This window comes from Acidiphilium sp., assembly GCF_049977125.1.
In the GTDB taxonomy this organism is placed as follows: Bacteria; Pseudomonadota; Alphaproteobacteria; order Acetobacterales; family Acetobacteraceae; genus Acidiphilium.
The window spans coordinates 14,098-27,828 of the sequence record NZ_JBMFGY010000038.1; the positions used below are offsets into that span (position 1 = coordinate 14,098).

13 protein-coding genes are annotated in these 13,731 nt (G+C 63.7%); 5 read left to right on the plus strand and 8 right to left on the minus strand.

The genetic code is table 11. The features are described from left to right. Nucleotides 1-7: 7 nt before the first annotated feature. From ACP5E6_RS08230 to ACP5E6_RS08245, 4 genes are all read right to left on the minus strand, one after another. Entirely contained in the window at nucleotides 8-187 is a 180-nt protein-coding gene (locus tag ACP5E6_RS08230) for a DUF4089 domain-containing protein (RefSeq protein ID WP_427953674.1), read from the minus strand. Further along, nucleotides 184-1,764, minus strand: a complete 1,581-nt coding sequence (locus ACP5E6_RS08235) for a hypothetical protein (RefSeq protein ID WP_427953676.1) — start codon at nucleotides 1,762-1,764, stop codon at nucleotides 184-186. Before ACP5E6_RS08235 ends, ACP5E6_RS08230 begins: the two co-directional genes overlap by 4 nt. After that, complete coding sequence (locus tag ACP5E6_RS08240; protein ID WP_427953678.1) at nucleotides 1,764-2,441, minus strand: cysteine hydrolase family protein; 678 nt, start codon at nucleotides 2,439-2,441, stop codon at nucleotides 1,764-1,766. The genes ACP5E6_RS08235 and ACP5E6_RS08240 overlap by 1 nt, the downstream gene beginning before the upstream one ends. Nucleotides 2,442-2,836: 395 nt before the next feature. Next, nucleotides 2,837-3,823, minus strand: a complete 987-nt coding sequence (locus ACP5E6_RS08245; RefSeq protein WP_427953680.1) for a LysR family transcriptional regulator — start codon at nucleotides 3,821-3,823, stop codon at nucleotides 2,837-2,839. 342 nt (nucleotides 3,824-4,165) lie between these two features. Between ACP5E6_RS08245 and ACP5E6_RS08250 the strand changes: the two genes are divergently transcribed. Further along, on the plus strand, nucleotides 4,166-4,615 hold the full coding sequence (locus tag ACP5E6_RS08250) for a hypothetical protein (RefSeq protein WP_427953682.1): 450 nt from the start codon (nucleotides 4,166-4,168) through the stop codon (nucleotides 4,613-4,615). A gap of 5 nt (nucleotides 4,616-4,620) precedes the next feature. On the opposite strand, the gene ACP5E6_RS08255 is transcribed toward ACP5E6_RS08250, so the two are convergent. The 3 genes from ACP5E6_RS08255 to uvrA are packed head-to-tail and all read right to left on the minus strand — an operon-like array spanning nucleotide 4,621 to nucleotide 9,394. Then, the gene (locus ACP5E6_RS08255; protein ID WP_427953684.1) at nucleotides 4,621-5,361 is read right to left on the minus strand and encodes an ATP-binding cassette domain-containing protein; all 741 of its coding nucleotides are present in this window, start codon (nucleotides 5,359-5,361) and stop codon (nucleotides 4,621-4,623) included. Beyond that, nucleotides 5,362-6,519, minus strand: coding sequence for a hypothetical protein (locus tag ACP5E6_RS08260; protein WP_427953686.1), 1,158 nt, complete (start codon nucleotides 6,517-6,519; stop codon nucleotides 5,362-5,364). A 7-nt stretch (nucleotides 6,520-6,526) separates the two neighbouring features. Then, nucleotides 6,527-9,394 (minus strand): excinuclease ABC subunit UvrA, encoded by a 2,868-nt coding sequence (gene uvrA / locus ACP5E6_RS08265; RefSeq protein WP_427953688.1) that lies wholly within the window; start codon nucleotides 9,392-9,394, stop codon nucleotides 6,527-6,529. A 132-nt stretch (nucleotides 9,395-9,526) separates the two neighbouring features. Here uvrA and ssb point away from each other — a divergent pair, with 132 nt between their 5' ends. Continuing rightward, a complete protein-coding gene (gene ssb / locus ACP5E6_RS08270; protein ID WP_427953690.1) occupies nucleotides 9,527-10,009 on the plus strand; it encodes a single-stranded DNA-binding protein in 483 nt (160 codons plus the stop codon). A 161-nt stretch (nucleotides 10,010-10,170) separates the two neighbouring features. Here the strand turns inward: ssb and ACP5E6_RS08275 are convergent, their stop codons facing one another. Then, on the minus strand, nucleotides 10,171-10,941 hold the full coding sequence (locus ACP5E6_RS08275; RefSeq protein WP_427953692.1) for an enoyl-CoA hydratase: 771 nt from the start codon (nucleotides 10,939-10,941) through the stop codon (nucleotides 10,171-10,173). Between the two features lie 201 nt (nucleotides 10,942-11,142). On the opposite strand from ACP5E6_RS08275, the gene ACP5E6_RS08280 reads away from it, so the two are divergent. From ACP5E6_RS08280 to ACP5E6_RS08290, 3 genes are all read left to right on the plus strand, one after another. Further along, nucleotides 11,143-12,309: a TDT family transporter gene (locus ACP5E6_RS08280; protein WP_427953694.1), complete on the plus strand. Its 1,167-nt coding sequence runs from the start codon at nucleotides 11,143-11,145 to the stop codon at nucleotides 12,307-12,309. A gap of 137 nt (nucleotides 12,310-12,446) precedes the next feature. After that, nucleotides 12,447-12,635 (plus strand): hypothetical protein, encoded by a 189-nt coding sequence (locus ACP5E6_RS08285; protein WP_427953696.1) that lies wholly within the window; start codon nucleotides 12,447-12,449, stop codon nucleotides 12,633-12,635. A 211-nt stretch (nucleotides 12,636-12,846) separates the two neighbouring features. Next, nucleotides 12,847-13,683: a heavy metal-binding domain-containing protein gene (locus ACP5E6_RS08290; RefSeq protein ID WP_427953698.1), complete on the plus strand. Its 837-nt coding sequence runs from the start codon at nucleotides 12,847-12,849 to the stop codon at nucleotides 13,681-13,683. Nucleotides 13,684-13,731 lie beyond the last annotated feature (48 nt).

Genomic DNA, 13,731 nt, shown 5'->3' on the forward strand with positions numbered 1-13,731 from the left:
GGCGGGATCAGCACGGAATGAACCGCGGCGCCGGTTCGATCGCGTCGGGCAACGGAAAACTCAGGACCCGTTCGGCCTGCGCCATGATGACCACCAACGCCGCGATCGCGTCGTCACGATGCGCGGGCAGCACCGGCAGGTCCAGCAGGTCCGCGGCAGCATCGAAATAGGCGGCGAAATCGGTCATGCGGTCTCCGACAGGGCTTCGGGTGCCTCAGCATCAAGCGGCGCTGAGGCCATCACCGGCGCACGACCCCATAGCACGAGGAACATGCCGCTGAGAACGGCATAGCCGAGGGCGACCGGTGCCGAATTGCCGAAGGCGAGCTGCGTGCCGTTGATGAAGCCGAAAAACGCCAGCACCGCGCCGATCCCGGCATAGATCGCGGCGGCTTCGAATTTACGGTCGATCACGAAAGCGGCGATCGCGCCCAGGATCAGGCCGGCCAGCGTGCCGCCGCCGCCGAACAACTCAAGCCCGCGATAGATCACCCCGGCATTGTCGAGCTTGGTGAAGCCCACCGCCGCGGCCGACGTGCCGGCCGCGGCGAGCGCGCCGTCGATCTGGCTCTGGGTCCAGTTCGCGACGTTGGGCAGCAGCGCCAGAATGACCGCCGGAGCATGGCGCGGTGGCGTCGCTTCGAACGCCTGCGCGCCGATGACCAACCCGATGTAGAGCAGGATCGGCAGGATCGTGACCAGCGGCACGATCGCCAGCAACAGCGCGGTCAGGCCGAGGAAACACACGGCGGAGACCACGATTCCGGTGGCCAGCGAATAGCCGATCCGCCCGCCGACCGATTTCCAGCCCGGATGACCGATATAGACCGCCGGCGGAAACGGGCTGCCGAGCACGGCACCCAGCATCGCGCCGATGCCGTCGGCCAGCAGGATCTTGCGCAGATCGTATTCATCGCCGGCGGCGGCAGCACTTTCGACATTGGTCATCCCTTCGGTGAAATTATAGATGCCGAGCGGAATCGCCGTGACCAGCAGCGGCCCGATCGCGTCCAGCCCCTTGATGAAATGACCCGAGGGGATCGGCAGATGCAGGCCGAATTCGCCCAGCGCCGCCCCCACCGCCGCCGGGTGCATGACATGCGACAGGCCGGTGAACTCCGCGCCCCACGCGAGGATCGTGCCGAGCAGCACGGCGGCGAGACCGCCGGGCAGGCCGAACGGCATCCGCACTTTCGCGGTCCAGCTCAGCAGGATGATGCCGAAGGAGAGAAATCCGAGCCATGGCACTTCGAAAAACTGGAACGCCGGGCGCATCGAGATGAACGCGATCGAAATCCCCGCCAGCGCACCGAGCATCGCGGCGCGCGGGGTGTATTTGCGGATCGTCGGGCCGACGAAGGCGCCGAGGGTGACGATGACGCCGATGATGAACGCCCAGGCGAGCCCGGCCTCCCAGGCCGCGATCGGGTCATGCGTCTTCAGCCAGGTCGGCAGCATGATCACGAACACCACGATGAACATATGCGGCACGCTCGGGCCGTAGGGCATCGCCGTCACGTCCGACCGGCCGCTGGATTTCGAGAGTTTCCAGGCAAGATAGGCGTAGAACAGATTGCCGAGCGGCAGAGCGATCCCAAGGGCGGGGAGAATCCGGCCGAACACCACATCGTCAGGCAGATGCACCACGCCGAGGCACAGGCCGGTCAGCACGATCACGTTGAGCAGGACGTTGGTGAACAGGCCGAAAAATCCATTCCAGTCACCGCCGACCCAGAGGGCGATGTGGTCCGTCCGTGTGGTCATCATCCGTCTCCCTGCAATGCGGCGACCAGGGCCGCGCTGTCACTCACCCAGCCGAAAATGCCGCCCTGCGCCGTCACCATGGCGAGGGCGGCCTCATGGAATTGCGGAAAATACGAGGCGGTGCCGTCGCTGAGCACGAGACATTCGAACCCGCGGTCGTTGGCTTCGCGCAAGGTGGTGTGAACGCAAACCTCCGTGGTCACGCCGCACAGGATGAGCGAGGCAATGTTGCGTTGGCGCAGGATGGTGTCCAGATCGGTCGCGTAGAACGCACCCTTGCCGGGCTTGTCGATCACCGGCTCGCCGTCGATCGGGGCCAGCGAGTCGATGATGGCGTGGCCGGGTTCGCCGCGCACCAGAATCCGGCCCATCGGGCCGGCATCGCCGATGCCGCAGACAGGATGGCCGCGGGTTTTTTTGGCGATCGGCAGGTCCGACAGATCGGGGCGGTGGCCTTCGCGGGTGTGGATCACCAGCAGCCCCGCGGCGCGAGCGGCGGCGAGGGTCGCGGCGATCGGCGCGATGGCGCGGCGCAATGGGGTGACGTCATTGCCGAGGCTGGCGCCGAAGCCGCCGGGTTCGACGAAGTCGCGCTGCATGTCGATAATGATCAGCGCGGTGCGCGCCGGGTCAGAGTTGAAACGATAGGGTTCAGCCCCGATGCTGAGCCGGGTCATCGCGCGATCGAGCCTTGGCCCGGATTCGTAAGTTGATCGCGGCCCCGCCCTGGCGTGATGACCGGCCTGGCGAACCCGTCATGATACGAAGTCTCGAACATGGCGATACTTCCAAAAAAATCGGTCGATACGAGGGCGGGTTGGCCAGCGTTATCCAGAGAGTTGGAGCATCAGGATTGCAATTTTAAATCGGACTCTGCGGTTTTGAAATAAATCCCGACGCTCCGTTAAATTGATGTTTGATCAGTCATGTTTGAAAAAAGATGCTTCGCGGTGTCGATGGATTAACCGAAAACGAACTGTACTGCATAGCACAAAAAACAGCTCACCATGATGCAAAAATCAGCGCACCGAAGCGGAATGCCCGGCGCGTGGCGCGACCCCGGTCAACCGGATTAGGGTTGTCCCGACAGGATGAGGCGCAGCCGTTCGCACACCAGGGCCGCACTTGCGGGCAGGGACCGTGCGCGCCGGACCACCAGAAGCAATCGCGCCTCGACCAGTTGCGGATCGGCGAGCGGGACCGCCACGACACCATCGAGCGGCGGCGCGGCGGGTCCGGTCAGATGAAACTGAAACGAGATCGCATCGGTCAGTCGCACATAATGCTTCATCACCTCGAACATATTGGTGACCAGAACCGGATGGGTCGTGAGCTCATGGGCGGCCAGCGCGGTATCGACCAGGGCGCGCGCCGCGAGGTCTTCCCGGGCCAGAACGATCGGATAGGACAGGCAATTCCGCAGCAGAAGCTGTGGGCGCACCGCCATCGGGTGATCCTGGCGCATCAAGGCACAGAAGGGTTTATGGGCTTCGGCGACGACGGCGGCATCGCGGAGTCCGGGTCGTTCATGCGTCAGGATCAGATCGACCCGGTCGTCGATCAGATCCGTCAGCAGATCTTGCGGGGTCCCGACCGCGACGATGAACCGCAGCGTGGGATGCTCGCGCTGCAACCGCGCCAGCAATGGCGGCACGATTTCGATTGCCGCCGATTCAGCCGATCCGATCGCCACCGTCCCGCCCATCGGCTGGCGCAGATCCTGTAATTGATCGCTGGCCTGTTTCGCGTCGCTCATCATGCGCCGCACGTGGGCGGCGAAAATTTCACCAGCCGGGGTTAGCCGCACGCCCTTTTGTTGGCGTTCGAACAAAGTCGCGCCGACATCGCGCTCAAGGTCGAGCACCCGGCGATTGAGCGCCGAGGAGGCGATGCGCAGCGCCTCCGCCGCGCTCCGAATCGAGCCATAGCGGATGATCGCATCGAAATAAGCATAGAGCCGCGGCAGCCTGATGCTGTAGGGCGTGGCCGGTTGCGCCCCGCCGGCGGCGGCGGGAACGACGGAACCCTCCGAACTGGCATTATCAATTCGTCTGGCCACCCGCCGGGGCGATGGTTCCTGGTTCAAAGCCGCCAAATTTCCGCTGGTCGTGCGCGCGAGGGCCACGGGCGGGTGCTGGATGTGACCGCATCATCGCCAAGGCCGCGCGCGGACGGAGTGCCGGCACGCGACAGATCTTGGGGCGGAATGCGAATCAACGGGACCGTTATCGTTTCAATATGGCTGCTCACGAACAGTTCGTATCATGTCTGTATCCCCCTCACGGCGCAAGGGAAAAGACCGGGCCCGGCACGGCCATCCCGGCCCGGGACATCAATTTTATCTTCACAATTCGTTAAGCAATTTGTGTCTCTGATGAACCATGCGCGACAGGAGTGCATCATGATCAACAGTATTCAGGGGTTACCGGTTCTCTCCAGCGATCCATCGGCTCCGCTCGCGACCACGGCGCTGGCCCCATCGTCAGCCGAATCGCCAGCGTCGCCGCCACCGCTCGAGGTTGCCCAATCGCCGGCGGTGATCATGGCGCTCTCGATGGGCGCACTCGATGGCATCAGTAACGGCGCCAGTAATGGACCGATCGCGCTGCGGGCTGGAGCCGGAACCGCGGCGCAAGGGACGCCGGCAACGCCATCGCCGGATGCGATCAACCAGATCGCCACGGCGACCGAAACAGCGATGGCCAATTCCGGTGCGTTCTATGGCATGATCAGCGGGATGGGGGGGCCGTTTTACGTCGCGGCGACCATGGCGCTCCCCCAGGGCCAGGCATTTCTGCAAATGTTCAAGACCGAATCCCAGCCCCCGCCGATCTGGTCGACCACCGGCTGATCATGTCACGTGGCGAGCGGTGCAGCCGTCGATTCCAGCGCTGCGATCACCATCGCCTCCAGCCCGCCGGTTGATCGTTGCGCGGCACTGACCGAGGCGCGATCCCAGCGATGCGTCGCGCGCCCTGACTCCAGAAACAGGATTTCCGAACAGGGATCGCCGATCGTCCCCAGCATATGGGTGGACAGGATAACCCCGTGACCCGCCGCGCAAAGCCCCGCCAGAACCCGGCGGATCAGTGCCAGGATCAGCGGGTCGAGGCCGTTGAGCGATTCATCGAGCATGATCAGCTTCGGTGCGCCGAGCAGCGCCCCCAGAATCGAAAGTTTCATGCGGGTGCCGAGCGAGTAGCCAAGGATCGGCTCGCGCAGCCATCGCTCGATCTGAACCAGCGCGACCAGATCGCCGCCCGGAAACTCCCGCGTCCCACACCGGCGGATCGAGGCGATCAATTCGAGATATTGCGCGCCGGTCAGCGCATCGGGCAAATGCTGCGGCTCGACCGCATAGCCAAGACCACGCTTCGCCTGTTCCGGTGAGCTCGCCAGATCGACACCGCCGATCGCCACAGCGCCGGCAAGCAGGGCGATCTGCCCGCTCAGGGCACGCATCAGGGTCGATTTGCCCGAACCATTGGCGCCGAGCAGCACAACGAAATCACCTGGCGCGACGGTCAGATCGATCCGGTCGATCACTGCCTTGCCATGGTACCCGGCAGAGACGCCGGAAGCTGCGAGCAATGCCATTCAACCCCCGTGGCGATACAAGCTCCGCGTCCTGGCCAGCAGGGCGACGATCACGATCAACATCGCGAGAAAACCGACATTCTGCAACGCGCCGTAATTATCCCCCACCAGCGCCAGCGCCATCAGGTAGAAGCCCAGCGCCAGACGCGGCGCCCCTGGCAGGGACAAGGCGGTCATTGCATACATCAGGCCAAGACCCGTCGCCGCAACCCCGATCAACCCGCATTGGCCAACCGAGATCCAGCCGACCGACACGGCGATCAGTCCGAATGCGCCGAGCCAGAGCGACGCAAGCGCCACCGGCAGGCGGAGCAGGGCGAGGCCGGCGGCATGAAAACGGAGCGGAGTCGTCCGCAGTACCGGCGAGAGCATCGGTGCCGCATCGATCGCCAGCACGAGCAGACCGAGCGAGGCGATCACCGCAAACCCCGGCACGACGACACCGGCCGCCGCGTCATGATCCGCCGCGGCAGCGATGCCAATACCGGCGACGAAGGTCGCGGCGAACCAGATGAGCACCCGGCGCAACCGCGACAGGATCGCCCATAATCCGACCCAGCGCGGCGCCAATTGCTCGGTGTGCCGCCACAGCGGCGCCGCGCAGCGGGATGGCACGGTGGCCGTGACCTCGACGGACGACGGCATGACACTGTCACGCCGCCCGATCCAGACTCCGAAGCCCCAACCGGCGCCGAATAAGGCCAGGACCAACCCGAGCCAATCCGCTGGCGGCGAGCCCGGCAGCATCGGCAGAGCCAGCCATGACAGCAGGCAAAATGCGGCACCGCGCGCGATGCCATCGGCGCTCACCGCCAGAATCACCGCGCGGCGGCGGCGGTCAGACAGCGGCAGCACGATCAACCAGGCCGCCGCCGCCGATTTTCGCCACCGCGCCGAAGCCGATCGCCCGGCGCCATATCCGGCGACCGCACACAGCAGGGCACCGCCCCTGAGCACCAGCGCCGCATGCTGCGCCGCCATCGCCGCGCCGCGATGCGCCTCGGCACCGATCAACAGAAACCCGTACCAAACGATGATCGCAAGCGGCACGCCATACCCCAGCCATCGATACCACCCGATGCCGGTCAGCCGCCGCGCGGCCGTGAGCCATCCAAGCGCCGCGATCCGGAGCAGTAAAAAATCGTCCCGGCGGATCACCTCGGCGTCACGCCCGCTTGCGCTTGCGCTCCGGCCGTTTCTGCGGTGCGAGCAGCGGGCCAAGAAAGCGGGCGGTGTGGGAGCGGGGCACGAGGGCGATGTCTTCCGGCGTGCCGGCGGCGACGATTTCACCGCCGCCGTCGCCGCCTTCAGGGCCGAGGTCGATCACCCAATCGGCGGTTTTGATGACTTCGAGGTTGTGTTCGATCACGATAACGGTGTTGCCGGTATCGACCAAAGCGTGGAGCACTTCGAGGAGTTTGCGGACGTCTTCGAAGTGCAGGCCGGTGGTGGGTTCATCGAGGATGTAGATCGTGCGGCCGGTGGCGCGGCGGGCGAGTTCCTTGGCGAGTTTGATGCGCTGGGCTTCACCGCCGGACAGGGTGGTGGCGGATTGGCCGAGTTTGACGTAGCCGAGGCCGACTTTCATCAGCAGTTCCAGCCGGTCGCGGATGCGGGGCTGGGCGGCGAAATAGGCCATGGCTTCTTCGACGTTGAGGTCGAGCACGTCGGCGATCGAGAGGTCGCGGAATTTGATTTCCAGGGTTTCGCGGTTGTAGCGCTTGCCTTTGCAGGTGTCGCATTTGACGAACACGTCCGGCAGGAAGTGCATTTCGATTTTCAGCACGCCGTCGCCCTGGCAGGCTTCGCAGCGGCCGCCTTTGACGTTGAAGGAAAAGCGGCCGGATTTGTAGCCGCGGGCGCGGGCTTCGGGGAGTTCGGCGAACCAGTCGCGGATCGGGGCGAACAGATCGGTGTAGGTGGCGGGGTTGGAGCGGGGGGTGCGGCCGATCGGGGATTGGTCGATTTCGATGATTTTATCGAGCTGGTCGAGGCCGTCGATGCGGTCGTAGGGGGCGGGCACCTGGCCCGAGCCCATCAGGCGGCGGGAGACGGCTTTGTAGAGCGTGTCGATCACCAGGGTGGATTTACCGCCGCCGGAGACGCCGGTGATGCAGGTGAAGACGCCGAGCGGGAAGGCGCCGGTGACGTTTTTGAGGTTGTTGCCGCGCGCGCCGATCAGGCTGAGCATGCGGGCGGGATCGATCGGGCGGCGCTGGGCGGGGATGGCGATGCCGCGACGGCCGGAGAGGAAATCGCCGGTGAGCGAGCGGGGGTTGGCGGCGATTTCGGCGATGGTGCCTTCGGCGACCAGTTCGCCGCCGTGGATGCCGGCGAGCGGGCCCATGTCGATCACGTGGTCGGCGCTGCGGATGGCGTCTTCATCGTGTTCGACCACGAGGACCGTGTTGCCGAGGTCGCGCAGGCGGCGCAGCGTGCCGAGCAGGCGTTCGTTGTCGCGCTGGTGCAGGCCGATCGAGGGTTCGTCGAGCACGTAGAGCACGCCGGTGAGGCCGGAGCCGATCTGGCTGGCGAGGCGGATGCGCTGGCTTTCACCGCCCGACAGGGTGGCGGAGCCGCGCGCGAGAGAGAGATAGTCGAGCCCGACATCGACCAGGAATTGCAGCCGTTCGGTGATTTCGCGCAGGATGCGGCGCGCGATTTCCTGGCGCTGCGGGGTGAGGGTTTCGAGGGTGCGGCCGAACCAGTTGCGGGCGTCCTTGATCGAGAGGTCGGAGACGCCGGCGATGGTTTCACCGTCGATTTTCACGGCCAGCGCCTGCGGGCGGAGGCGCGCACCATGGCAGGTTTTGCAGGGGCGGTCGGCCTGGTAGCGGGAGAGTTCCTCACGCACCCAGATGCTGTCGGTCTCGCGCAGGCGGCGTTCGAGGTTGCGGACGACGCCTTCGAAGGATTTGCTGACCCCGTAGGCGCGCACGCCGTCCTTGTATTGGAACTCGATTTCGGCCTCCCCTGCCCCGTACAGGATCGCGTCGCGGACTTTTTGCGGCAGATCTTCCCAGGCGGTCGACATTTTGACCTTGAAGAATTTGGCGAGGCTGGTCAGGGTCTGGTCGTAATAGGGGGATTGGGCGTTGGACCAGGGGGCGATGGCTTGTTGGGCGAGGGATTTGGTTTCGTCCGGCACGATCAGATGCGGGTCGAAGAAGGTTTCGGTGCCGAGGCCGGCGCAGTCCGGACAGGCGCCGTGGGGGGAGTTGAAGCTGAACAGGCGGGGCTCGATTTCCTCGATGGTGAAACCGGAGACCGGGCAGGCGAAACGGGCGGAGAACACGGTGCGCTCGTTGGTGTCGGCGTTTTCGGCGTAAACGATGCCGTCCGACATGGCGAGTGCGGTTTCGAAACTGTCGGCGAGGCGCTGTTCGATGCCCTCCTTGACCACGACGCGGTCGACCACCGCTTCGATCTCGTGCTTGATTTTCTTGTTCAGCGCGGGGACTTCGGCGATTTCGTAGAGTTTGCCGTCGATTTTCACGCGGGTGAAGCCGCGGCGCTGCAATTCGGCGAGTTCCTTGCGGTATTCGCCCTTGCGGTCGCGCACCACCGGCGCGAGCAGGAGCAGGCGGGTGGCGTCCGGCATTGCCATGACGCGATCGACCATCTGGCTGACGGTCTGCGCCTCGATCGGCAGGCCGGTGGCGGGGGAATAGGGCACGCCGACCCTTGCCCAGAGCAGGCGCATATAGTCGTGGATTTCGGTGACGGTGCCGACGGTGGAGCGGGGGTTTTTCGAGGTGGTTTTCTGTTCGATCGAGATCGCGGGGGAGAGACCCTCGATACTGTCGACATCGGGCTTGCCCATCAGTTCGAGGAACTGGCGCGCGTAGGCCGACAGGCTTTCGACGTAGCGGCGCTGGCCTTCGGCGTAGATCGTGTCGAACGCGAGGGAGGATTTGCCGGAGCCGGACAGGCCGGTGATGACGGTGAGTTTGTCGCGCGGGATGCGGACGTCGACGTTTTTGAGGTTGTGCTCGCGCGCGCCGCGCACGGTGATGAAGCCTGACCCGCTCATGAAAATGTTTCCGTTATGTTCGTGCGGAATATGGCGTTGATTTCCGAGTCTGGAAAGGGGCAGGGCAATGGTCTAGACGCATTCGGCGGACCATGATCGACCGGTCGCGCGCAGGAAAATAGGGGATCGACGATGGCAGGTAGTGTGAACAAGGTTATTCTGGTCGGTAATCTGGGCAAGGACCCCGAGGTCCGCACCACCCAGGCGGGGATGAAAATCGTCAGTTTCAACGTCGCGACGTCGGAATCCTGGAACGATAAATCGAGCGGCGAGCGCCAGGAAAAGACCGAATGGCATCGAATCGTGGTGATGAACGACCGCCTTGCGGATGTTTCGGAAAAATATCTGAAAAAGGGTTCGAAAATCTATCTCGAGGGCAAGTTGCAGACCCGGAAATGGACCGATCAGTCCGGCCAGGAAAAATATACCACCGAGATCATGCTCGGCCGATTCGGCGCCGAAATGGTCCTGCTCGACCGGCCGACCGGCGGGAGCGGAAGTGGCGGCGGCGGTAGTTACGCCGGCAGCACCCCGGCCCCGGCACGCAGCCCGGCAGCCAGCGGTTGGGACGCTGGGCGCGGCGCGAGCGATCTGGACGATGAAATTCCGTTTTAGAGCGTTATGCTTTCAGCTTAACGCTCAAGCTCTATGTTTTTTCGAGCGATTTCATGCGATTATGTTGCCGCTGTCGCGTCAACTTAATCGCATATCGCTCTAGAGCAACGCGCATCCCATCCGACTGAACCGGCCCGGTTCAGTCGGATCAATTCGGCCGATCAGCTGAAATCCGGCTTCCGTTTCTCAACGAACGCCGCCATGCCTTCGCGCTGATCCCTGGTGCCGAACAGGGACAGGAACGTCGCGCGCTCGTAATGGACCCCTTCGGCCAGACTCGTCTCGAACGCGCGATTGACACTGCGTTTGGCGACCGCCACCGCGACCGGTGACAAGGACGCGATGCTCGCCGCCAGCGTGAGCGCCTCGTCGATCAGGTCGGCCGCGGGCACCACCCTTGCGACCAGATTGGCACGCTCGGCGGCCACCGCATCCATCATCCGCCCGGTCAGGATCATCTCCATCGCCTTCGACTTGCCGATCGCCCGCGTCAGGCGCTGGGTACCACCTGCACCGGGGATCACGCCGAGATTGATTTCGGGCTGGCCGAATTTGGCGGTGTCGGCAGCGAGAATCAGGTCGCACATCATCGCGAGTTCGCAACCGCCCCCAAGCGCATAGCCGGCGACAGCCGCGATCACCGGCTTGCGGATGGTGGTGACGATCTCCCAGGACTGGCCGATGAAATCATCGAGCGCCGTGTCGGGGTAACTGCGGCCCTGCATCTCCTTGATATCCGCACCGGCGGCAAAGGCGCGGTCCGATCCGGTGATGACGATGGCGCCGATCGCCGGGTCGGAATCATAGGCGCGCAGCGCGGCGCCGAGTTCGGTCATCAACTGGTCGCAAAGCGCATTCAGCGCCTTGGGCCGGTTGAGGCGGACGAGGCCGACCTTTCCGTGGGTTTCGATCGCGATCATTTCATAGGTCATGGCTGCCTCCGTTGGATGACGGGACGATGGCCGAATTATCCATGGTTGAAAACCGCCGTGTCGGTCTGGCGGTTCTGCATCGACGGCATCAATCCGTTTACACGATCATAATAAACTATTTAATCTGTTATACTGATCGTTCCGGATCGTCTATTGATTGCAGCGCGGCGGGATCGCGCCGCGTTTTCTGGAGAGTAGCCGATGACCACCGAGACGTTCAGCCCCACCCGCAGCCGCGATATCGACGGTTTGATCCCGATCATCCGCCATTTCACGCCGAACTGGTTCGCCGCCACCATGGGGACCGGAATTCTGGCGCTGGACCTGAACCAACTCCCGATCGCCATCGATGGTCTGCACGCGGTGGCGCGCAGCCTATGGCTTGGCAACATCGTGCTGTTCGCACTGTTCAGCCTGATGTACGGTGCGCGCTGGATATTGTTTCCGCGTGAAGCGGCGCGGGTATTCGGCCATCCCACGATGTCGATGTTCTTCGGCACCATCCCGATGGGGCTTGCCACGATCATCAACGGTTTCGTCGTGTTCGGCATCCCGCTCTGGGGACCGGCCGCGATCGAGATCGCGACGGTGCTCTGGTGGATCGATGTGGCGATGGCGTTGGTGATCGGGCTCGGTGTGCCGTTCCTGATGATCACCCGCCAGGATCACGCGATCGAACGGATGACGGCGATCTGGCTGCTGCCGGTGGTGGCGGCCGAGGTGGCGGCGGCCAGTGGTGCGGGCTTGTTGCCGCATCTGGCCGATCCGCACATCAGCCTGGCGATCGATATGATCTGCTACGCGCTCTGGGCCTATTCGGTGCCGACCGCGCTGGGCATCATCGTGATCCTGCTGCTGCGGCTGGTCGTGCATAATCTGCCGCATCACGACATGGCGCCGTCCTCGTGGCTCACGCTCGGGCCGATCGGCACCGGCGCGCTCGGTCTGCTTCTGCTCGGGGCCGATGCGCCGCGGGTCTTCGCATCGGCCGGGCTGGGTTCGCTCGCCGACGCGGCGCAGGGCATCGGGCTGATCGGCGGCGTGGTGCTGTGGGGCTATGGCGCCTGGTGGCTCGCCTTCGCTGTCCTGGCGACATTGCGCTACCTGCGCCTCGGCATGCGGTTCAATCTCGGCTGGTGGGGGTTCACCTTCCCGATCGGGGTTTACACGGCATCGACCTATGCCCTGGCCGCACAACTCCATTTGGCGCTGTTCGAAGTCAGCGCCGAGGCCTTGACCGTCTGTCTGATGCTGTTCTGGATGATCGTGGCATCGCTCACGGTGAGTGGCGCGGTTTCGCGGCGGTTGTTCGTGGCCCCCTGCCTGGTGAACGGATCGATCCCGTGTGATGCCCGCCGGGGATCATGAGGGCAGGCAGCGCGCACCGAACACGAAACAGTGTTTTGGTATCGCTGCCGATCCAACCACCTGAGGATGATCATCGGCGAAACGGGGCGGTCGTTGCAAAACGGCCGGACCCTGCCGCCATTTTTGCGAGAACCTTCATGTCACGCATCGTCAAGGATATTCTGGTCTTGCTGGCGATCTATCTCGCGGCCATCATCGTGTTCGGCTTTGTGGCGGATATGCTGGCGCTTGGTTTCATGATGATGAAGTTTGTCTTCGTCATCGTCATCGTGGCGATGATCATCCATATGTACCTCAAATTTCGGGATAAATCGGCAAAACCATGACTCTTCTGGCTGGAAACCGATCCTCGGCCGCGCCGCGCCGTCGTTCGCACGACGGGATCGCTTCGGCGTCGCCCGGTCCCGGGCCGGAGCGGCGGATCGCTTGACCTCCAGGCCCGATCGCATAGGATGAATTCGTTGTCGTTGCGCACGCAGCCAAGAAATCGCGGGATCATTACTGTCTGTAATCACGAAATCCGGAGCGAAACCCATTATGTCGGTCATTAGTACAATCCCAGACGGCCAATTGTCGCATCAGGCGCTGGAACGATTGCGTGGACTCCGCTCCGAAGGCAGTCACGAAGGCGTGTTCACCTCCGATTTTTCGGTCAATGAATTCCTGATGGTGCGCGAGGCCGGGTTCGAACCGCTCGGATTGGTGGTGGGATCGTGCATCTATCACGTCGGGGTGCAATACACCTCCTGGAACAGCAACCAGGAAATGACCGTGCTGTCCCAGGCGATGTATCACGCCCGCGAACTCGCCATGGCGCGCATGGAGCAGGAAGCCGCCGCTTTGCATGCCGATGGCGTGGTCGGCGTGCGCCTCGAAGTCAAACGCATGGAGTGGGATAAGGATATCCTGGAATTCATGGCGATCGGCACCGCGATCGCGCATTCCGCCGGCCATCCGATGTTCAAGGGTGTCGGCGGCAAACCCTTCACCTCCGACCTGTCCGGCCAGGATCTGTGGCTGCTGTTGCAATCAGGCTATCGGCCGCTGGAAATGGTGATGGGCTCCTGCGTCTATCACATGGCGCATCAGGGCGTGATGAAATCCCTCGGCAATGTCGGGCGCAACGCCGAGATCGAGGTATTCACCCAGGCCCTCTACGATGCCCGCGAGCTGGCGATGGAGCGGATGCAGCGCGAGGCCCATGAAGCCAAGGCCGAGGGCGTGGTCGGCGTGCAACTGCATGAAGGCTCGCACAATTGGCAGCCGCATGTGATCGAGTTTTTTGCGGTCGGCACCGCCGTCACGCCGGTCGAGGACAAATCGGTGCTGCCGGAAAAACTGATCCCGCAGATCGTGCTGCCCGTCAACGACTAGAGCGTTATGCTTTCAGCTTAACGCTCTAGCTCTATGTTTTTTCGAGCG